Here is an 18,821-nt window from a genome sequence, read left to right on the forward strand (position 1 = left end):
CATATCATGGCTTCTGAGAAGATTACTGCCCTCATCGAAGAGGTTAAGGGCCTGACCGTTCTGGAGCTTTCCGAGCTCGTTCACGCCCTGGAGGATGAGTTCGGCGTTTCCGCCGCCGCTATGGCCGCTCCCGCTGCCGGCGGCGCTGCCGCTCCCGCCGCCGAGGAGAAGACCGAGTTCGACGTCGTGCTGGCCGAAATCGGCGCTGAGAAGATCAAGGTCATCAAGGCTGTCCGCGAGATCACCGGCTTGGGCCTGGCTGAGGCCAAGGCCGCGGTCGAGGCTGCCCCCAAGGCCATCAAGGAAGGTGTCTCCAAGGACGAGGCCGAGGAACTGAAGAAGAAGCTCGAGGAAGTCGGCGCTAAGGTAGAGCTGAAGTAAGCTTTCCCTACCGCAGCTTGTGGTCGAGCAGGAGACCATTTCCTCTCACTTTGTTCCACAAAAGCCCGGAGCAGCTTAAGCTGCTCCGGGCTTTTGGTTGAGTGCTCATTCAATCTGAACGCGCAGCCCATCCCCTTTGCGCCGGCAGTCTCGGCTCCGGCTTCGCATGACTATCGCCAAAGAGTGGCACGGCTGACACGCTCGGAGCCCAAAGCAAAAGGACATCCGTTCGGATGTCCTTTTGCTTTGGAAGGGACGGTCAAAATCGATGCTGAAGTCAAGAAAAATGTGCGAAAGATAAGGATTGCGGCGAGCGTATCCGCGAGGCGCGGCTCAAGCTCCCGGAGTATATCCTTGATTCCCGAGACCGGACGCAGCGGCGCGCATGGGAGTCTCTATCATACACAGCTGCGGGGGAACGCCGCGAAGTGGGGCAGAGGTCCACTCGCAAGGCGTAGACCGCCCCATGGGACGGCAAAGACGCAGCGACCGTGCGGCGGCAGGGGGGATCAAAAATGCCGTGCCGCTTCTGGGCGGCACGGCATTTTTTACCACAGGGAAACACAACCTATCGGGAAGAGTTCGTCACGCTCCGGCGGATGTGCGATACGCGTCCTTACACCGGTCCATCCGCACGGCTCCACACGCCCGAGCGCCCCGTAATTACATCAGCTTGGCGGAGTTGATCTTCACGCCGGGGCCCATGGTGGAAGCACATACGCAGGAGCGGATGTACTGTCCCTTTGCCGCGGAGGGCTTGGCCTTGACGATGGCGCCGATAAGAGCGTTGAAGTTCTCCGTGAGCTTCTCCGCGCCGAAGGAGACCTTGCCGATGGGGCAGTGGATGATGTTGGTCTTGTCCAGACGGTACTCCACTTTACCGGCTTTGATTTCGGTGACGGCCTTGGCCACGTCGGGCGTGACCGTGCCCGCCTTGGGGGAGGGCATCAGGCCCTTGGGGCCCAGGATCTTACCCAGGCGGCCCACGACGCCCATCATGTCGGGGGAAGCCACGACCACGTCGTAGTCAAACCAGTTTTCCTTCTGGATCTTCTCCACCATGTCCATCTCGCCCACAAAGTCGGCGCCGGCTGCCTTGGCGGCTTCGGCCTTGTCGCCCTTGGCGAAGACCAGCACGCGCTGGGTCTTGCCGGTGCCGTGGGGGAGGACGATGGCACCGCGGACCTGCTGGTCGGCATGGCGGGAGTCCACGCCCAGCTTCACGTGCAGTTCTACGGTCTCATCGAACTTGGCGGGAGCGGTCTTGACCACCAGCTCCATGGCCTCAGCGGTATCGTACAGGGCGGCCTTGTCGATGAGCTTGGCGCTCTCCTGATATTTCTTGCCTCTAAACATTACACTTACCCTCCTTCGCCTTACTCGCCGACCACAACGCCCATGGAGCGGGCGGTGCCGGCGATCATGCTCATGGCCGCCTCGATGCTGGCCGCGTTCAGGTCGGGCATCTTGGTCTCGGCGATCTTGCGCACGTCCTCTTTGCTGATGGTGGCCACCTTGGTCTTGTTGGGGACGCCGGAGCCGGACTCGATGCTGCACGCCTTCTTAATGAGGACGGCGGCGGGAGGCGTCTTGGTGATGAAGGTGAAGGAGCGGTCGGCGTAGACGGTGATGACCACGGGGATGATCAGGCCCACGTCGTTCTTGGTGCGCTCGTTGAATTCCTTGGTAAAAGCGGCGATATTGATGCCGTGCTGGCCGAGGGCGGGACCCACGGGGGGAGCGGGAGTCGCCTTGCCGGCCGGAATCTGCAGTTTGACGTAACCAGTAACTTTCTGTGCCATTTGAAACAGCACCTCCTACGAAAAATGTGGTTGGAAGCGGAACCCGTTCCGGGTCCCTCCCACGTGCGGGGGATAAGGCCGCCAGGCGGCCCTTAGCGGTTGACCGGCTCCACCTGGTCGAGCTCCAGCTCGACCGGGGTCTCGCGGCCAAACATGGAGACTACGACGCGGACCTTGCTGCGGTCCAGGTCGATCTCCTCCACGGTGCCCAGAAAGGATTCCAGAGCGCCGTCGGTGATCTTCACGCTGTCACCCACCTGATAGCCCACGACGATCTCGCGTTTCTCCACGCCCAGGGCGGCGATCTCCTCGTCCGTGAGGGGAATCGCCTTGTTGCCCGAGCCTACGAAGCCGGTGACGCCGCGGACGTTGCGCACCAGGTGCCAGGTCTCGTCCGTCATGACCATCTTAACCAGCACGTAGCCGGGAAATACCTTGCGTTCCACGGTCTTGGGGCCGTTGTCGGTGATCTCGGTGACAGTCTCCATGGGTATGTTGACCTCGTGGATCAGCTCGTGCATGCCGCGGTTTTCCACGGCTTTCTCGATGCTGGCGGCCACAGTGTTCTCATAGCCGGAATAGGTATGGGCCACATACCATTTCGCGTTGTCAGCCATTTCGCACCCTAACCCTTGCCGAACAGGGCCAGCAGGGCGCTGATCACGGAGCTGGCCAGCCAGTCGAACAGCCAGATGCAAATGCCCACGATAATGCAGCAGACGATGACGATGATGGTGTTGTTGAGGGTCTGCTTGCCGGTGGGCCAGACGACCTTCTTCAGCTCGCTCTTCATTTCCTTGAACCACTTGCCGATGCGGGCGAAGATGCCGGGCTTGGCGTCCTTTTTCTTGTCGGGCTTAGCGTCCTTCTTTTTGTCCGCCTTGGCGGGCTTTTCGGGGGCGGCCGTTCCTTCTTCCTCGACAGAGGCCTGCTCGAGCTTCTCGTTTTCAGACATTCCGTTTAACCCTTCTTTCTTCTGAGCCGTTTCAGCACTCATTACTTGGTCTCGTTGTGAACCGTGTGCTTCCTGCAGAAGGGGCAGTACTTGTTCAGCTCCAGACGGTCGGGAGTATTCTTCTTGTTCTTGTTGGTGACGTAGTTTCTCTGCTTGCACTCGGCGCAGCGCAGGGTGATCTTCACCCGGGAACCAACCTTTGCCATGTGTTCGGCACCTCCTTCATTTGTTGGCCGCGGACATAAAAAATGCCGGACGCGGCCTGTGGGCCGAATCCAGCAACGCACGGGCGCGCTTTGCGCGCCCCGATCTACGTTACGGTGCGGATCCGGCAAGCTTGCCTCCCTATGTCCTCCGTTGGAAGGGAAAGGGTTTCATGCGTCATCACACCGTAAAAATGCGCACAAAAAAAGAGCCCTTTTTCATAGGTGAAAATAGTTTATCATAGCTGTTCCGGCAAGTCAAGGCTTTTTCCTTGTTTTTTACATGGTTTCCCTGTATAATGCGTAGCGTACGAAGCCGCCGCCGTGCGGCCGCTTCGCGGGAGCGTTTCACTGTGAGAGCAGAGGAGAGGATATCGTTGCGCATTATGGCCATTGATTACGGCGACGCCCGAACGGGCGTGGCCATTTCGGATCCAACCGGCCTTCTGGCCGGACACACTGCCGTGATCCGCAGCCGCAAACCGGAGTTTGTGGCGGAAGAGCTGGCGCGGATCGCGGCGGAACACGGCGTGGAGGAGCTGGTGATGGGCTTTCCACGAAACATGGACGGCACCGAGGGGCCCCGGGCAGAGCGCTATCGTGCGTTTGCGGACCGGGTGGAAGAGGCGGTGGGCCGCAGGCCGGTGCTCTGGGACGAGCGCCGGACCACGGTGGAGGCCCACAACATCCTCCATGCCTCCGGCAAGCGGATGAAAGAGCACAAAAAGACGGTGGACGCAGTGGCGGCGACGTTGATCCTGGAGGGCTATCTGACCTACAAGAGAACGCAGAAGCCCTAATTACGGTACGGAGGAAAAGGAGAACGGTCAAAATGGCGGTAAATGCGATTGTGGTGAACGTGATCTATCAGGCGAAGCCCGGCATGCGGGAGCGGTTTGTGGAAGAAGTAACGCGGCACGGAATCTTAAGCGAGACCCGGGCGGAGGCGGGGTGCCTCCGATATGAGTATTTTGCGGCGCTGGATGATCCGGACCGTCTCTTCCTGCTGGAGCACTGGGCGGATCAGGCGGCGGTGGAGCGCCACAGGGGGACGAAGCACATGGCGCAGCTGCAGGAGCTCAAGCGCATTTATGTGGCGGAGTGCGTCATCCAGCGGTTTGATCCCCCTGCGCCGGTTTGCTGAACAGTTCCCGCAGGCCGATGACGATGAGAAAGCCGCCGAAGCATCGGTGGAGCAGTTCCACATCCAGGGCGGTAGCGGCCCAGGCGGCCAGCGCGGTCCCGGCCAGTCCGGTCAGAATGGCCGGGAGCAGGGCGCCCCGGTCGATATATCCATTTTTGATGTGGGCGGGCAGGGCCGTGGCCGCGGTGGGGAGAAAGTAGAGCAGATTGATCCCCTGGGCCAGGGTCTGGGGGATGCCGGCGAAGGCGGTCATATAGATCAGCAGCAGCGTGCCGCCGCCGATACCGAAGCCGGAGAGTACGCCGGTGGCCGCCCCGGCGATGAGCGGAACGAGCCAGCCCATCAGAACAAGAGGGCCTTGACGCCGCCGTAGAGGATGAGCAGGGCGAAGGCCCGCCGCAGCCAGGTCATATTCAGACGCTTGAACACCCGCCCGCCGAGAAAGCCTCCTGCCAGCCCGCCGGCCAGATAGGGAAGGGCGGCCGTCAGATCCAGCCCGCCCCGGAGGAAGTAGATCGCCGAGGAGAGTGCGCACAGGGGCAGGATGATGGCGATGGACGTGGCGAAGGCCCGGCGCTGGTCCAATCCGCACCAGCGGGTGAGCAGGGGCACCAGGATCATGCCCCCGCCGCCGCCGAAAAAGCCGTTGGCAAGGCCGGCGGCGCCTCCGGCTGCCGCGCTGCGCAGCCGGGACGAAGTCTGTTTTTCCAAAAAGCATCCCTCCATTGGCGTTAGTTTGCCAATGGAGGGATCTTTTATGCGCGAAAGCAGGGAGGCGGACGATGCGCCCGCCGGCGCTTACGGCTGCAGACCGGTCAGAGCCATGACCACGTCGCCCGCCAGCATAAGGCCGGCGACCGGGGGAACCCAGGCCACGCTGCCGGGAACACTGCGGCGGCCGGGCGGGGGAGCTTCCCGCTGTTCGGCGGCCTTTGGCGCCTCCGGCGACCATAGGACCCGGTGGTGGAGGATGCCCCGCTTACGCAGCTCCTTGCGCACCACCCGGGCCAGGGGACAGCCCTCGGTCTGGGCCAGGTCCCCAATGCGGAACTGCGAGGGGTCCAGCTTATTGCCGGTGCCCAGGGAAGAGAGGATGGGAAGGCCGCGGCTCAGGGCGGTCTCGATCAGGTCCAGCTTGCAGGAAACCAGGTCGATGCAGTCCACCACATAGTCGTACCGCGTCCCGAAAAACCGCTCCCGGGTCTCCGGCTCGTATTTCTCGGCCAGAACGGTGAGGCGGCATTCCGGGTTGATGTCCGCCGCACGTTCCGCCATGGCCTGGGCCTTGGGCCGGCCCAGGGTGGAGACCGTGGCTTCCGCCTGCCGGTTCAGGTTGGTAAGGCCCACCTCGTCATGGTCGATGAGGGTGAGCGCGCCCACGCCGGAGCGGGCCAGGGCCTCGGCGCACCAGCTGCCCACGCCGCCCAGGCCGAATACGGCCACGTGGGCGGCGTTCAGCCGCGCCATGCCTTCCCGGCCCAGGAGCATTTCCGTGCGTAAAAATCGTTCGTCCATCGCAAAGGCCTCCCATACTGTGCCGGCCGAAGGGGGAGCGGCCCCATCCGGCCGGCGGATCGAAACAGGCAGGGCGCCTGCTTCCCCATCATCTGCATGACGGCCGGGGCCCGATTGCTTGTGCAATCGCCGCCCCGGCCGTCATGGGAAGGGTCCGTTCCGACGTGCATACCGCCGGAACGGACGGAGTTGCCTTTTGTCCCGCCGCCTCCCCGCGCGGGGAGCGCGGCGTCCGGAAAACAGCAAAGCGGGCAACGGCAACCCGGTGCGGAGCTGGGATGCCGCCAGACGGCCGAGCCGGATTACCGGATCAGCCCACGTAGGAGAGGCCGCTGCCTTCGACGACCTCCAGCCCCTCGGTCAGACCGTTGACCCAGGCGGTCAGCTGATCGTTGAGCAGGGTGTTGCGCACGCTGATCGTCCACTTGGGGTCGTTCCAGGACTGGAAGTAGATCACATGCCAGCCCTGCTGGCCGCTCTGGGTATTTTCAATCAGGCCGGTATCGCCCTGGGTGTGTTCATCGTTGAAGATCCAGTCGTTGAAGCCGGCAAACATCTGGCCGTCGTAGACCGCTTCATACAGGCCGCCGTTGGTATTGGAGCCGGTATCGTCGGAGTGCGCTTCGGCCAGGGCGCCGAACGATTCGGCGGTCCGCTCTCCGCTCTCCCACTGGGCCAGCAGGTCCTCGGCCTCGGCCTTGGCGGCGTCCAGGGCCTCCTGCGTGGGCACGGCGGACTCGTCCACATCGCTGGTGGCGGCGTCATCCTCCTGGGTCAGCTCGGCTTTGATGAGGATATGGCGGATGTCGGCGGTGGGGGTCTCGTCCAGATAGCGGTCCAGGAAGAGCACCACATAATAGCCGCCGCTGCCTTCGATGACCTCCACGTCGCCGGCCTTGCGGTCCGCGTCGGTCAGCCAGCTGCCGTAAGTGGAATAGGAGGACAGGCTGGAGCCGGAGGTGCCGGTGCGCAGGGAGTAGTCGGGGTCGCTCTCATAGGACGCGCGGCTGCTCTCGGCCACATAATCGGGGGCCAGTTCGGCAAAGGCGGCGCTGCGGTCGTCGGCCGCGGAGACCTTGGAGACCAGCTCGTCCGCTTTGACCTTGGCGGCGGCCAGAGCGGCGGCCTTTTCTTCCTCCGTAGCCTCCACGGTATTGCCCTCGGAATCAGTGCCGCTGGGAGCGGTGCCGCTGATAAAGAGGTAGCGATAGTCGTAGCTGTCCAGCTCGGCGGCGTGCGCTTCATAGTAGGTCTGGATCTCCTCGTCGGAGACGGCGAAGGAGTCGGAGATCTTGGCGGTGTAGCTGTTGACCAGGGCCGCGCGCTTCATGCAGGTTTCATAGCGGCTGGGGGTCATATAGGGCCCGAAGACCGCCTTCAGATAGGTGGCATAGGTGTAACCGTTGGAGGAGGCGTTCTCCTTCATGGTGTTCACGGAGGCGGCCACATGATCCAGTTCCTCCTGGGTGAGGGTGAAGCCCTCGGCCTCGGCGGCATTTTCCACGGCGGCCACCTCGGTCAGCGTCTCCAGAGTGGTCTGAAGGAACTTGTCATGATAGCTCTGGGTCTGGTTGGCGTCCACGTACTGCGTGCGCAGATCGCTCTGGGGGTCAAAGGCGTAGGTCTGGTAGTACTCGTACTGCACCAGACTGCGGTAATAGTATTCCACGTCGGCGGGACTGTAATCCCGGCCGCCTACGCTGACGGCGGTCGTACGGCTCTGGAAGAAGCCGGAGTGCCACACCAGCAGCACGACCACAAGAGCAGCGACCACGATCCCGATGACCGTATATAGTATGGCCTTGTGCTTGGCGGCTTTCTGTTCCTCAAGCTCCTTCCGCTGCTTTTGCGACAGACCCTGATTGGGGTCGTTTTGGCGCTGTTTCTTTTCTCTGGATGCGCTCATTTGTAGCTTCAGTCCTCTCGTAAATGTTGCTTACACGATAGCATTTTGACATTATACAGGAAATTGGCCCGGCTTTCAAGCCCCAAACGATGTTTTACAGTTTGTTCAAACAAAAGCCCCGGGAAAAAAGAAAGCCCCACGAAACAATGTTTCGTGGGGTGACCCCGCTCTGGCCGTGCGAGCCCGATTTAAAACCTGCACGAAATCGGCAGGTGGGTCGCCTCCACGGTGTTTCGTCGCTTCCAACTTCCGGCCGCCCCGCGAAGGGGGCCGGGAGGCCTGCGGTCCGCACTGTGAGGGGGCGTCCCGTTTCAGAGATGTGGGTTTAAATAGGGCCCGTCACGCACCGAGCAGGAAAAACCTCGGCGGAAGGGGAACGATCATTCGCCCTCTTCGTCAAACAAAACATCCATAAACTGCTGATAGACCAGCTCCAACTCTTCCTCGCTGTCCAGGGTGGAGAGCTGTTCCTCGCCGTCCACGTCCACCACCTTCAGGATGATGAGACCGTATTCCTCGTCCAGGTCCACATCCTCCACAGCCTCGCCGCCTTCGTCCTCCACGGCAGGGAAAAAGGCCATGTAGGTCTGACCGTTATATTCTATTGTGTCCAGGTGCTCCAGCTCGAATTCATTGCCGTCCTCATCCGTAATGGTAATGAAATCCGGTCCGAATCCCTCGCTCATTCCGCATACCACGCTTTCTTGAATGACTGTTTTTCTCATCCATATTGTAACCGCACAGGCGGCAAAATGCAAGGGCAGGACGTGCCAAAATTTTACGAAAGGGGCAAAGACCAGAAAATGTAAAATATTAGGGTGGACAAGTTGGAAGTTCATGTTATAATATAAGCTGTTATTTTAGATGCTGTTTTCGGCACTCGTCTTGGAAGCTGTTTTCCACCAGAATTCGGAGGTGTTTTTTTTGGCAACGACCAATCACCCGGAGCACGGCAAACACCGGCGGCAGCGAAGCGCGGGATTTGCCGCCGCCGCCGTGGTGGGCAAGGTGCTGGGTACCCTCGTGCTCATCGGCGTCATCACCTGCGCCATCATGGCCTGCTTCGCCGTGGTCTACGTGCAGACCTACATCATTCCAAACGCCCATCTGGACGGCAATTTCGACATGAACCTGACCAGTACCATTTATTACAAGGACTCCGCCGGGGAGTATGTGGAGCATCTCTCCCTCCACGGAACGGAGAACCGGGAACTGGTGGAGTTCGAAGCGATCCCGCAGAATCTGGTCAACGCCACTGTGGCCATTGAGGACGAGCGGTTCTGGACCCACCCCGGCGTGGACTGGAAGCGCACCATCAACGGCGTGCTGCTGATGTTTACCGGCAAGGATATCCAGGGCGGCTCCACCATTACCCAGCAGCTCATCAAAAATTTTACCCAGTATGACGATGTGACGGTCAAGCGGAAGATCTTGGAGATCTTCCGGGCGCTGGAGTTTGACAAGACCTACTCCAAGGAACAGATTATGGAGTGGTACCTGAACTATATCTATCTGGGCGACAACTGCTACGGCGTGGCTACCGCCGCCCAGAACTACTTCGGCAAGGAACTGGACGAGCTCTCTCTGGCGGAATGCGCCAGTCTCATCAGCATCACCAACAACCCCTCCAAATACGGCCCCAATTCCAACCTCCGTGTTACCGACCCGGACACCGGTGCGGTAAAGACCGCCCGGGACTTCAACAAGGAGCGGCAGGAACTGGTGCTCTGGAAAATGTGGGATCTGGGCATGATCTCCGAGGAGGAGTATCGCTCGGCCGTGGCCGAGGAGCTGAACTTTACCCTGGGCGTGGACGAGGAGAAGCCCGCGGTGATCTACAACTGGTACGACGAGCAGGTGATCACCGATGTGATCCAGGACCTGTCGGCCAAGTACGGCTATTCCGATACCCTGGCCTCCAATATGGTCACCTCGGGCGGACTGAAGATCTACGCCTGCGCGGACCCGGACATCCAGGCTGTCGTGGAGGAGGTCTACACCAACCGGGAGAACCTGGTGCTCACCTCCGATTCCGGACAGCAGATCCAGTCTGCCATCGTCATCATTGATTCCGACGGAAACGTGGTGGGCCTGGCGGGCGCCATGGGGGAGAAGGAGAGCAACCGGGTATGGAACTTTGCAAGCCGTTCCACCCGGCAGCCCGGCTCTTCCATCAAGCCTCTGTCGGTCTACGCTCCCGCCCTGGAGATGGGGCTGATCTCCCCGATCTCCACCTTTGACGACTATCCTGTGCAGATGCTCGGCGGGACCGCGTGGCCGGCCAATTCCTATCTGAGCTACCGGGGCAGGATGACGGTGACCGAGGCGGTGGAGGACTCCTCCAACCCGGTGGCTGTGCGCGTGCTCCAGGAAGTCACGCCCGCTGAGTCCTACCAGTATATGACCCAGCGCTTCGGCATCACCACCCTGGAGCAGGGCCGCGAGGTGAACGGAAAGACGGTCAGCGACCTGGGTCTGTCCCAGCTGGGCCTGGGCGGCCTGACCGACGGCGTGAAGGTCATCGAGATGGCCGGGGCGTACTCGGTCTTCCAGCGGGGCGGGCTGTATGTCCGGCCCCGCACCTACCTGCGGGTGACGGACGATGCGGGCAATATCCTGCTGGACAACAGCCAGCGGGAGGACACGCCGGTGCTCAAGACCTCTACCGTCTGGTATATCAACAATCTGCTCAAACAGGTGGTCCAGAGCGGCACCGGCACCCAGGCCAAGATCTCCCGCATGACCGTGGCGGGCAAGACCGGTTCCACCACCAGTAATAACGACCGCTGGTTTGTGGGCTACACCCCCTATTATACCGCCGCCGTCTGGGTGGGGTATGAACTGCCCGAGCGCATCCGGGCGGGCGGCAGCAACCCGGCGGCGGTCCTGTGGCAGAAGGTCATGAGCCAGGTCCACGCGGGCCTGGAGAACCGGGAACTGGGCAGCAAGCCCGACGACCTGATCACCGTGCAGTACTGTCTGGACAGCGGCATGCGGGCCACCGAGGCCTGCACCCACGATGTACGGGGCAGCCGGGTGGCCACGGCGACTATCCTGCGCAGCGATGCGCCGCTGGAGGACTGCAGCCTTCATGCCGATGTGGAGGTCTGCACCGACAGTCCTATTCTGGACGACAGCGGCAGCCCGATCGCAGGACTGTACCATCTGGCGGGCGAATTCTGCCCCCGGGAAGGCAGCGGGGGGCTGGATCAGCAGGCCTCGGTGAAAACCGTGAGCGTGCTCGACTATGTACGGGAGAACATGGGCGGCAAGGCGGCCGCCGATGGGCAGTATCTGTTGGGCTATCTGGAGGCCCAGGGGACCTGTGATGTGCATACGTCGGCCATCGAGGCGCCGCCGGAGGAGTATGATCCGTATCTCTTCGATGTGACCGATCCTTCCACCTGGCCGACCCAGGAACAGTGGCCGGGCTTTGATCCGGCCAACCCGAGCACCTATCCCACCATTCCCACTGCGCCCCCGGCAACGGAGTCACCGGAGCCATCGGAGCCCCCGCAGCAGCCCGACTATCCGCTGGGACCGTCGGAGCCGGAGACGCCGCCCCCGGACGAGCCTTACGTCCCCGCGGACGGGGCGCACTAAAACGCAGCAAAGCGGAGCCCCCGGCGTTCTGCGCCGGGGGCTCCGCTTTGCTGCGGCGGCCGAACAGGCTGCGGGCATTGCTGAAAGGCGGACAAGGCGAGGCCCCGGCGCCCTACGCCGGGGAATTCGCGGCGTGCGGGCGCAGCGCGCTCCACAGCTGCCGTACCAACACAGCCAGCAGGGGCGCCAGGATCATTCCGGCCACGCCGAACGCCTGAAAGCCGACGTACAGACTCAGCAGGGCGGCCAGGGGCGGCAGGCCGACCCGGGAGCCGATCAGCCGGGGTTCCAGGAGGCTGCGTACCAGCCAGATCACCCCGTAGAGCACCGCAAGTCCCAGCGCCAGCTTCCAGTTCCCGCCCAGCAGGGAGACCAGGGCCCATGGAACCAGGACCGTCCCGGTGCCCAATACGGGCAGCGCGTCCACCAGGGCAATGAGAGCCGAGAGCACCAGGGCAAGATCCACCCGCAGCAGCAGCAGGCCCAGCGCCAGCTCCCCGAAGGTGATCAGCATGAGCAGGCCCTGCGCCTTCAGCCAGCCGCCCAGGGCCTGTTTCAGGCTGGTGGCGCCCCGGGCGGCCGGCTCCCGCCAGCGTTCCGGGATCGAGCGCTTCAGGGCGGCGCACAGCTCCGGCCGCCCTGCGCTGATGAAATAGGTGGCAAGCAGCGTGGTGAACAGGAAAAGCCCGGCTGCAGGCAGGGCGGCCAGCGCGCTGCTCACCGCTCCGGACAGCGTGTCGTAAAGACGGTTGGGCAGGGCGATGCCCTGCTCCAAAAGCCGCTCCATCAGCTGCTGTGCGTATTCCTGGAACGGTACCGGAAGGGCGACCTGAAAGCGGTAGAGCCATCCCTCCAGCCGGCGGGTCAGGGTGGGCAGACCGGAGAGCAGCGTGGGCAGACGGCCCAGCAGCAATGCGGCCTCATAACCAAGCCGCCAGAGCAGAAGCCCCAGCCCGGCCAGCAGCAGGAGGGAGAGCAGCCCGGCGCACAGGGCCGAGGCGCCCCAGCGGGGCAGATGCAGCCGCTGGGACAGCAGCCGTACGCCGGGCTCCAGCAGGGCGGCCAATGCCAGGGCAATCAGAAAAGGCGCCAGCCAGGGCAGCAGGAAACGCATACACAGCCAAAGCGCGCCCACGCCCAACCCGGCATACAGCAGCCCCAGAAGGAAGCGCGCGTGCCTGTCCTTCGGCATAAAAGCCCCCCTTCCGAAAAATATGTACAAAATGACGGGAATTCCCTTGGCAGGATCGATGAAATTGGGGGGAACGAGGGCGGATTTTGGCTTGCGCCGGGCAGGTGGGTGTGCTACAATAGGCTTCACACGGAAAACAAATGACTTTCCAGCACGGACATGCGGAGGGAGGAGTGCATAAGATGGGCAAAACACCCGCATATTTTATCGTGGAAGCCGGTGCACTGCCGGAAGTCTTTCTCAAGGTAGCGGAGGCCAAGCGCCTGTTGGAGACCGGTGAGGTGGATACGGTGAATCTGGCCACCCGGCGGGTGGGGATCAGCCGCAGCGCCTTTTATAAGTATAAGGACACGGTGCGGCCCTTCAACGACATGCTCCACGGGCGCATCGTCACGTTTCAGATCCTGTTGAAGGATGAACCGGGCGTGCTCTCCTCGGTCCTGAATATCTTTGCCCAACAGGGCGGGAATATTCTGACCATCAATCAGGGCATTCCGGTCAGCGGCTGTGCCGCGGTGACCATCGGGGCGGAGACCTCGGGCCTGACGGTGTCCATGGAGGAACTGCTCCAGCTGGCGCTTCAGGTGGAGGGTGTGCTCCGGTGTGAGATTTTGGCGGGATAAGGACGTCCCGCAGACGAAAGGGAGGAAACGAGAAATGGTCAATGTGGCGATTTTAGGCTTCGGCGTGGTAGGCTCCGGCGTCGCGGAGGTGCTGGCTACCAATGGGGAGCATATCGATCACAAGGTGGAGGACCTGATCCGGCTGAAGTATATCCTGGATGTGAAGGACTTTCCGGACAGCCCCTTTGCGGACAAGGTCATCCACGATTTTTCCATCATTGAGAACGACCCCGAGGTCAATATCGTGGTGGAGACCATCGGCGGGGCCAGGGTGGCCAGGGAATTTACCGAACGGGCGCTGAAGGCGGGCAAAAGCGTGGTGACCTCCAACAAGGAGCTGGTGGCCGAGCACGGCTATGACCTGCTGAAGCTGGCGGAGGAGCACGGCGTGAGCTATCTCTTTGAGGCCAGCGTGGGGGGCGGTATCCCCATCATCCGCCCGCTGAATCAATGCCTGGCCGCCAATGAGATCACCGAGATCTGCGGCATCCTCAACGGCACCACCAACTATATCCTCACCCGCATGATCCGGGCGGGGCTGAGCTTTGCTGCGGCGCTGAAGGAGGCCCAGGAAAACGGCTATGCCGAGCAGGATCCCACCGCCGATATCGAAGGGCACGACGCCTGCCGCAAAATCTGCATCCTGGCTTCGCTGGCCTTTGGACGCCACGTGTATCCCGATCAGGTGCCTACCCAGGGTATCACCGGCGTGACGCTGGCCGACGTGGCGTATGCCGAGTCCTGCGGCAAAAAAATCAAGCTGCTGGGCCGCGCCATCCACCGCCCCGACGGCAGGGTCTGCGCCTTCGTGGCCCCGCATCTGGTGGATCTGGAGGACCCGCTCTCCGGAGTGGAGGACGTGTTCAACGCCATCACCGTCCGGGGCAACGCCATCGGAGACGTGATGTTCTACGGCCGGGGCGCGGGCAAGCTGCCCACCGCGTCCGCTGTAGTGGCCGATGTGATCGACGCGGCAAAGCACATGAAGACCAAGAAATACCTGGGCTGGGGGCCGGGCGGGGCCGAGGTGGCCGTGCCGCCCGCCGGGGTGGAGAGCGTGTGGTACGTCCGCGCCAACGCCGCTTCGGACCAGGTGCGCGCCGCGTTCCCCGGGGCCGTTTTCCTGGCCCGTCCCGGCGCGCCGGAGGGGGAGTGCGCCTTCCTCACCGGAACGGCCCTGACCCGGGGAATGCTGGACCAGGCCCTGTGCGGCCTGGACTGCGTCTGCGTGTTCCGGGTGCTGGACTGAGGGCATAAGATGGCGTAAGGCCCGGCGTATGCCGGGCCCCGTAAAGACGATCACATTTTCCTAATAGGGGGTACATATACCAATGGGACTCATTGTACAGAAATTCGGCGGCACCTCCGTCGCGGATGCCGACCGCATCCGCAACGTGGCCCGCATCATTACCGAGACCTACCGCCGGGGCCATAACGTGCTGGCGGTGCTCTCCGCCCAGGGGGATACCACCGATGACCTGATCGCCAAGGCGGCTCAGATCAATCCGCATGCCTCCAAGCGGGAGATGGATATGCTCCTGTCCACCGGCGAGCAGATCTCCTGTTCCCTGTGCGCCATGGCGATCGAGGCGATGGGTTATCCGGTGGTCTCCCTGACCGGCTGGCAGGCGGGCTTCCGCACCAACTCCGTCTACAGCGACGCACGCATCAAGCGCATCGATACCGAGCGGGTGTTGGCCGAGCTGGACAAAAAGGCCATCGTCATCGTCACCGGCTTCCAGGGGATCAATAAATACGACGATATCACCACCCTGGGCCGGGGCGGTTCGGATACTTCGGCGGTGGCCCTGGCGGCCGTGCTCCACGCGGATCTGTGCCAGATCTATACCGACGTGGACGGCGTCTTCACTGCCGATCCCCGCAGCGTGGAGGGCGCGGCCCAGCTGGACGAGATCACGTACGATGAAATGCTGGAGCTGGCCACCCTGGGCGCCCAGGTGCTCCACAACCGCAGCGTGGAGATGGCCAAGCGCTACGGCGTCAAGCTGGAGGTGCTCTCCAGCTTTTCCGGAAAGCCCGGCACCAAAGTCAAGGAGGTTGCAAAAACCATGGAAAAAATGCACGTCAGCGGTGTGGCAAAGGATAAAAACGTGGCCCGTCTGGCCGTGGTGGGCCTGGCCGACCAGCCCGGTATCGCCTTTAAGATCTTCTCCCTGCTGGCCAAGGAAAACGTAAACGTGGACATTATCCTCCAGTCCATCGGCCGCCACAATACCAAGGACATCAGCTTCACCGTGGGCAAGCAGGATATGGAGCGCACCAAGAAGCTGCTGGAGGATCATGTGGAGCTGCTGGGCTTCGACCACATCGACGTGAGCGACCAGATCGCCAAGATTTCCATCGTAGGCGCGGGCATGGTCCATAACCCCGGCGTGGCCGCCAAGATGTTTGAGGCCCTGTATAACGCCGGCATCAATATCAATATGATCTCCACCAGTGAGATCAAGGTCTCCGTGCTGGTGGATCTGGCCGATGCCGACCGGGCGGTCCAGGTCATCCACGACCGCTTCTTCAGCGAATTCGGGACGGGAAACTGAATGGATCCCAGCGGGGAGAGACGCGCGGTGCCGACCATTTTCAATCGGCGTGAGCTGTTTATCGCCGCTTCCATGCAGGAGCAGGCCCCATATCCGCGCAATATTGGCCCGGGAAGGGATCGACTACCCCGGACCCATACCAGGACCGGCGGGGCTGTGGATCGCCATGGCCCGCGGCGAGTGCCTGCGGGCGCTGCTGTTTCTCTGGCGCTGGCACAGACGGGACTGGAGACGCAGTCATCTGCTCGCTCTGTAAAAAACGTCCGGCGGACCTGTATGGTCCGCCGGACGTTTCAGGCTGTTGAAAAACCCTCTTGGAGAAGAGCCTCGCAGAGTTCCGTCGTCCGCAGACGACGGAAGGAAAGGAAACTCCGTCATTTCCGGCGACATGCGCGTCGGAAATGACACCTCTCATGACGGACAGGGCGACTTTTCTGCCAGAATCGAGCCCTGTCCGTCATGCATCCCTCTGTCGAAAAAGGCCAAAGGCCTTTTTCGACAGGCTGAAACGTCCGGCGGACCTGTATGGTCCGCCGGACGTTTTCCGCGCCTGCGCCATGGGATGCGGCGTCTGCCTGTGTTTGGGGGAGCAAACGCCTATCAGGTCAGAAATTTGACGATCAGCATGGCCGCGCCCAGGGCGGCCAGGACCACGCCGGTAATGCGGTTGAGGGTCCTGGGTTCGGCCTTGTTGGCAAAGAGCGCGGAGCCGCGGGCTCCGGCCAGGGTGGCGATGACGCAGAGAATCAGGGCGGACAGATCGGGCGCGCCGCCGATGGCCATGTGGGAGGCCGCGCCGGTGAAGGCGGTAAAGGTCATAATGAATACGCTGGTGCCAACGGCGGTCTTCAATTCGTACCCCAGCACGCTGGTAAGCACCAGCAGCATCATCATGCCGCCGCCCGCGCCCACAAAGCCGCAGATGAAGCCCACCAGGATTCCGCAGAGGATGGATTGGACCACTTTCTGCCGCAGAGTCTTATGCTCCTGGGTCTCCTTCGTGGTCATGACAGGGCGCACGATAAATTTGATGCCCAGCAGAAGCGTCATGAGCACGGAAAAACCGCCCATGGCGGTATTGGGCATCCGGGAGGCGGCCCAGCTGCCCACCAGCGTGAACACCAGAACAGCCAGCAGCATGACCAGCCCGTTTTTGATGTCCAGATTCTTATGTTTTCCGTACGTATAGGCGGACACCGCTGAAGCCAGCACATCGGAGGCCAGAGAGATACCCACTGCCTCGTAGGCCGGAAAGCCGAGGAAGGTGATGAGCATCGGGGAGATGACCGCGGCGGCGGACAGGCCCGCCAGTCCCGTTCCGACACCGGCCCCCAGGCCGGCGATGATACAGACGATCAATTTGAGGAGCATACGTCAGAGGCCTCCTTCATATTTTGAAAAAATTGCCCGATCACCCGGTTCAGGACCTGCCGGTCCTCCGGGGCTACCGACTGGAACAGCGCCTGAAAGAAGCTCCGCTGGGCCTGCTGGGCCTGCCGCACTGCGCCGGCGGCGGCGGGCAGCAGGCGCAGATGGATGTAACGCCGGTCCTGCGCGTCCTGTGCTCCGGCCAGAAAGCCACGCCGGGTCAGACGGTCCACTGATTTGCAGACGTGGGATTTGGACAGGGAGCGCAGCGCCACGATGTCCCGGGCGGTGTCCAGCCCCGGATGGTTGGAGAGGAAGAGGATCACATCGATTTCATTGCGGGTCAGCCCCCAGGTCCGCTCCACCGGGTGCAGGGCGGCGGCATAGCGGCGGCGGCAGAGCTGGAACAGCTGCAGCAGGTCGCAGGGGTCGGACATGGCGCACCTCCATGTAGTTCAAAAAAGAACGATTCAAACGAGAACTATTATAACCCTTTTCCACCAAAAGTCAAGACCTGTGCCGGGCAAACCGGTACTGCGGCGCGGGTGCAGCTGCGCCGTGCCGTACAAAAGAGTCTTTACACATGGAGATACCCGGACGTATAATCAAAAAGAGGAAGTGATTGGCTTGAAGACGGGAATCGTGCTGGAGGGCGGCGCCTTCCGTACCATTTTTTCCTGCGGCGTGTGCGACGCGCTGCTGGATACGGCGCTGCCCGATTACGTAGTCGGCGTCTCCGCGGGCATCGCCTATGGCGTGAGCTATGTTTCCCGGCAGCGGGGGCGTAACCTGGAGATCCTCACACGCTTTGTCAACGACAAGCGCTATATGGGGTTTTACAACCTGCTGCGGCGGGGTAACCGCTCTTATTTCGGGCTGGAGTTCATCTATACGACCATACCGGATGAGCTGGTGCCCTTTGACTACGATGCCTATGCCGCTTATCCCGGGCAGGTGGAGGCCGTGGTGACCAATCTGGATACAGGGCGGGCGGAATATCTGCCGGTGCCTCCTGGGCACGACGAGGATAAGGTCCTGCAGGCGACCTGCGCCCTGCCGCTTCTGTTCCCGGTCTACACGATCGGCGGCAGGCCCTGCCTGGACGGCGGCGCGGCGGATGCCATCCCCTATGAACGTGCGTTTGACCAGGGCTGCGACCGGGTGGTCGTAGTGCTCACCCGGGAGCGGGACTACCGGCGCGCCCCTGAGAAGCTCCAGACCCTGCTGGAGCAGACCTATCGGAGATACCCCCGTTTTTGCGACACGATGCGCCGTCGGGCGGAGACCTACAATGCGGCACGGGAGAAGCTGTTTCAGCTGGAACGGGAGGGGCGGGCGATGGTGTTTGCCCCGCACAGCACCCGGGGCTTTTCCCGTACCGAGCGGGACGTGGAAAAGATCCGTGCGCTGTGGCAGGACGGCTGCGACCAGGGCCGGGAGCGTCTGGCCGAGGTGCGCGCTTTCTGGGGGCAGGGTTAAACGGAACGGCGAAGGGCGCGGGAAGAATCCCGCGCCCTTTGGTTTGAAGGGATACAAACGCAGAGAAACGATGGGACAGGACAGGCGGCGCA

22 protein-coding genes and 1 other RNA gene are annotated in these 18,821 nt (G+C 62.2%); 9 read left to right on the forward strand and 14 right to left on the reverse strand.

Annotated elements, in window-relative coordinates:
* Window positions 1–6: 6 nt before the first annotated feature.
* Window positions 7–381 carry a 50S ribosomal protein L7/L12 gene (gene rplL, locus H8S57_RS05265; RefSeq protein ID WP_186907035.1) on the forward strand — a complete coding sequence of 125 codons (375 nt, stop codon included), beginning with the start codon at window positions 7–9 and terminating at the stop codon, window positions 379–381.
* 663 nt (window positions 382–1,044) lie between these two features.
* Here the strand turns inward: rplL and rplA are convergent.
* From rplA to rpmG, 5 genes are all read right to left on the reverse strand, one after another.
* Window positions 1,045–1,737: a 50S ribosomal protein L1 gene (gene rplA, locus H8S57_RS05270; protein WP_186907036.1), complete on the reverse strand. Its 693-nt coding sequence runs from the start codon at window positions 1,735–1,737 to the stop codon at window positions 1,045–1,047.
* Window positions 1,738–1,757: 20 nt separating this feature from the next.
* A complete protein-coding gene (rplK, locus tag H8S57_RS05275; RefSeq protein ID WP_186907037.1) occupies window positions 1,758–2,183 on the reverse strand; it encodes a 50S ribosomal protein L11 in 426 nt (141 codons plus the stop codon).
* Window positions 2,184–2,275: 92 nt separating this feature from the next.
* Window positions 2,276–2,800, reverse strand: a complete 525-nt coding sequence (nusG, locus tag H8S57_RS05280) for a transcription termination/antitermination protein NusG (RefSeq protein ID WP_186907038.1) — start codon at window positions 2,798–2,800, stop codon at window positions 2,276–2,278.
* Between the two features lie 8 nt (window positions 2,801–2,808).
* Window positions 2,809–3,138, reverse strand: coding sequence for a preprotein translocase subunit SecE (secE, locus tag H8S57_RS05285; protein WP_186907039.1), 330 nt, complete (start codon window positions 3,136–3,138; stop codon window positions 2,809–2,811).
* 41 nt (window positions 3,139–3,179) lie between these two features.
* On the reverse strand, window positions 3,180–3,344 hold the full coding sequence (rpmG, locus tag H8S57_RS05290) for a 50S ribosomal protein L33 (RefSeq protein WP_186907040.1): 165 nt from the start codon (window positions 3,342–3,344) through the stop codon (window positions 3,180–3,182).
* A 374-nt stretch (window positions 3,345–3,718) separates the two neighbouring features.
* Here rpmG and ruvX point away from each other — a divergent pair, with 374 nt between their 5' ends.
* Both ruvX and H8S57_RS05300 read left to right on the forward strand, forming a co-directional pair.
* On the forward strand, window positions 3,719–4,141 hold the full coding sequence (ruvX, locus tag H8S57_RS05295; RefSeq protein ID WP_186907041.1) for a Holliday junction resolvase RuvX: 423 nt from the start codon (window positions 3,719–3,721) through the stop codon (window positions 4,139–4,141).
* Between the two features lie 32 nt (window positions 4,142–4,173).
* On the forward strand, window positions 4,174–4,485 hold the full coding sequence (locus H8S57_RS05300) for a putative quinol monooxygenase (protein ID WP_186907042.1): 312 nt from the start codon (window positions 4,174–4,176) through the stop codon (window positions 4,483–4,485).
* Here the strand turns inward: H8S57_RS05300 and H8S57_RS05305 are convergent.
* The 6 genes from H8S57_RS05305 to H8S57_RS05330 form a co-directional block, all read right to left on the reverse strand.
* Entirely contained in the window at window positions 4,448–4,828 is a 381-nt protein-coding gene (locus H8S57_RS05305; RefSeq protein WP_186907043.1) for a sulfite exporter TauE/SafE family protein, read from the reverse strand. The genes H8S57_RS05300 and H8S57_RS05305 overlap by 38 nt on opposite strands.
* A complete protein-coding gene (locus H8S57_RS05310) occupies window positions 4,828–5,196 on the reverse strand; it encodes a sulfite exporter TauE/SafE family protein (RefSeq protein WP_243204707.1) in 369 nt (122 codons plus the stop codon). Before H8S57_RS05310 ends, H8S57_RS05305 begins: the two co-directional genes overlap by 1 nt.
* An 87-nt stretch (window positions 5,197–5,283) precedes the next feature.
* Window positions 5,284–6,000 (reverse strand): tRNA threonylcarbamoyladenosine dehydratase, encoded by a 717-nt coding sequence (locus H8S57_RS05315; protein WP_186907045.1) that lies wholly within the window; start codon window positions 5,998–6,000, stop codon window positions 5,284–5,286.
* 310 nt (window positions 6,001–6,310) lie between these two features.
* Entirely contained in the window at window positions 6,311–7,906 is a 1,596-nt protein-coding gene (locus H8S57_RS05320) for a peptidylprolyl isomerase (RefSeq protein ID WP_186907046.1), read from the reverse strand.
* Window positions 7,907–8,063: 157 nt separating this feature from the next.
* Window positions 8,064–8,266, reverse strand: a non-coding RNA gene (gene ssrS / locus H8S57_RS05325) — 6S RNA.
* Between the two features lie 20 nt (window positions 8,267–8,286).
* The gene (locus tag H8S57_RS05330; protein WP_207723709.1) at window positions 8,287–8,592 is read right to left on the reverse strand and encodes a DUF1292 domain-containing protein; all 306 of its coding nucleotides are present in this window, start codon (window positions 8,590–8,592) and stop codon (window positions 8,287–8,289) included.
* A 238-nt stretch (window positions 8,593–8,830) separates the two neighbouring features.
* Here H8S57_RS05330 and H8S57_RS05335 point away from each other — a divergent pair, with 238 nt between their 5' ends.
* Window positions 8,831–11,509, forward strand: coding sequence for a transglycosylase domain-containing protein (locus H8S57_RS05335; protein WP_243204708.1), 2,679 nt, complete (start codon window positions 8,831–8,833; stop codon window positions 11,507–11,509).
* Window positions 11,510–11,621: 112 nt separating this feature from the next.
* On the opposite strand, the gene ytvI is transcribed toward H8S57_RS05335, so the two are convergent.
* On the reverse strand, window positions 11,622–12,701 hold the full coding sequence (gene ytvI, locus H8S57_RS05340) for a sporulation integral membrane protein YtvI (protein ID WP_186907048.1): 1,080 nt from the start codon (window positions 12,699–12,701) through the stop codon (window positions 11,622–11,624).
* A gap of 182 nt (window positions 12,702–12,883) precedes the next feature.
* Between ytvI and H8S57_RS05345 the strand changes: the two genes are divergently transcribed.
* From H8S57_RS05345 to H8S57_RS05360, 4 genes are all read left to right on the forward strand, one after another.
* A complete protein-coding gene (locus tag H8S57_RS05345) occupies window positions 12,884–13,324 on the forward strand; it encodes an ACT domain-containing protein (protein ID WP_186907049.1) in 441 nt (146 codons plus the stop codon).
* A gap of 34 nt (window positions 13,325–13,358) precedes the next feature.
* Window positions 13,359–14,573 (forward strand): homoserine dehydrogenase, encoded by a 1,215-nt coding sequence (locus tag H8S57_RS05350; RefSeq protein WP_186907050.1) that lies wholly within the window; start codon window positions 13,359–13,361, stop codon window positions 14,571–14,573.
* 82 nt (window positions 14,574–14,655) lie between these two features.
* Window positions 14,656–15,882, forward strand: a complete 1,227-nt coding sequence (locus tag H8S57_RS05355; protein WP_186907051.1) for an aspartate kinase — start codon at window positions 14,656–14,658, stop codon at window positions 15,880–15,882.
* Window positions 15,883–15,985: 103 nt separating this feature from the next.
* Entirely contained in the window at window positions 15,986–16,138 is a 153-nt protein-coding gene (locus H8S57_RS05360) for a hypothetical protein (protein WP_186907052.1), read from the forward strand.
* Window positions 16,139–16,482: 344 nt separating this feature from the next.
* On the opposite strand, the gene H8S57_RS05365 is transcribed toward H8S57_RS05360, so the two are convergent.
* A complete protein-coding gene (locus H8S57_RS05365; RefSeq protein ID WP_186907053.1) occupies window positions 16,483–17,253 on the reverse strand; it encodes a sulfite exporter TauE/SafE family protein in 771 nt (256 codons plus the stop codon).
* Window positions 17,238–17,687 carry a MarR family winged helix-turn-helix transcriptional regulator gene (locus tag H8S57_RS05370; protein WP_186907054.1) on the reverse strand — a complete coding sequence of 150 codons (450 nt, stop codon included), beginning with the start codon at window positions 17,685–17,687 and terminating at the stop codon, window positions 17,238–17,240. The genes H8S57_RS05365 and H8S57_RS05370 overlap by 16 nt, the downstream gene beginning before the upstream one ends.
* Before the next feature lie 181 nt (window positions 17,688–17,868).
* On the opposite strand from H8S57_RS05370, the gene H8S57_RS05375 reads away from it, so the two are divergent.
* On the forward strand, window positions 17,869–18,729 hold the full coding sequence (locus H8S57_RS05375; RefSeq protein ID WP_352408941.1) for a patatin-like phospholipase family protein: 861 nt from the start codon (window positions 17,869–17,871) through the stop codon (window positions 18,727–18,729).
* Window positions 18,730–18,821 lie beyond the last annotated feature (92 nt).

Source organism: Lawsonibacter hominis, from assembly GCF_014287895.1.
In the GTDB taxonomy this organism is placed as follows: Bacteria; Bacillota; Clostridia; order Oscillospirales; family Oscillospiraceae; genus Lawsonibacter_A; species Lawsonibacter_A hominis.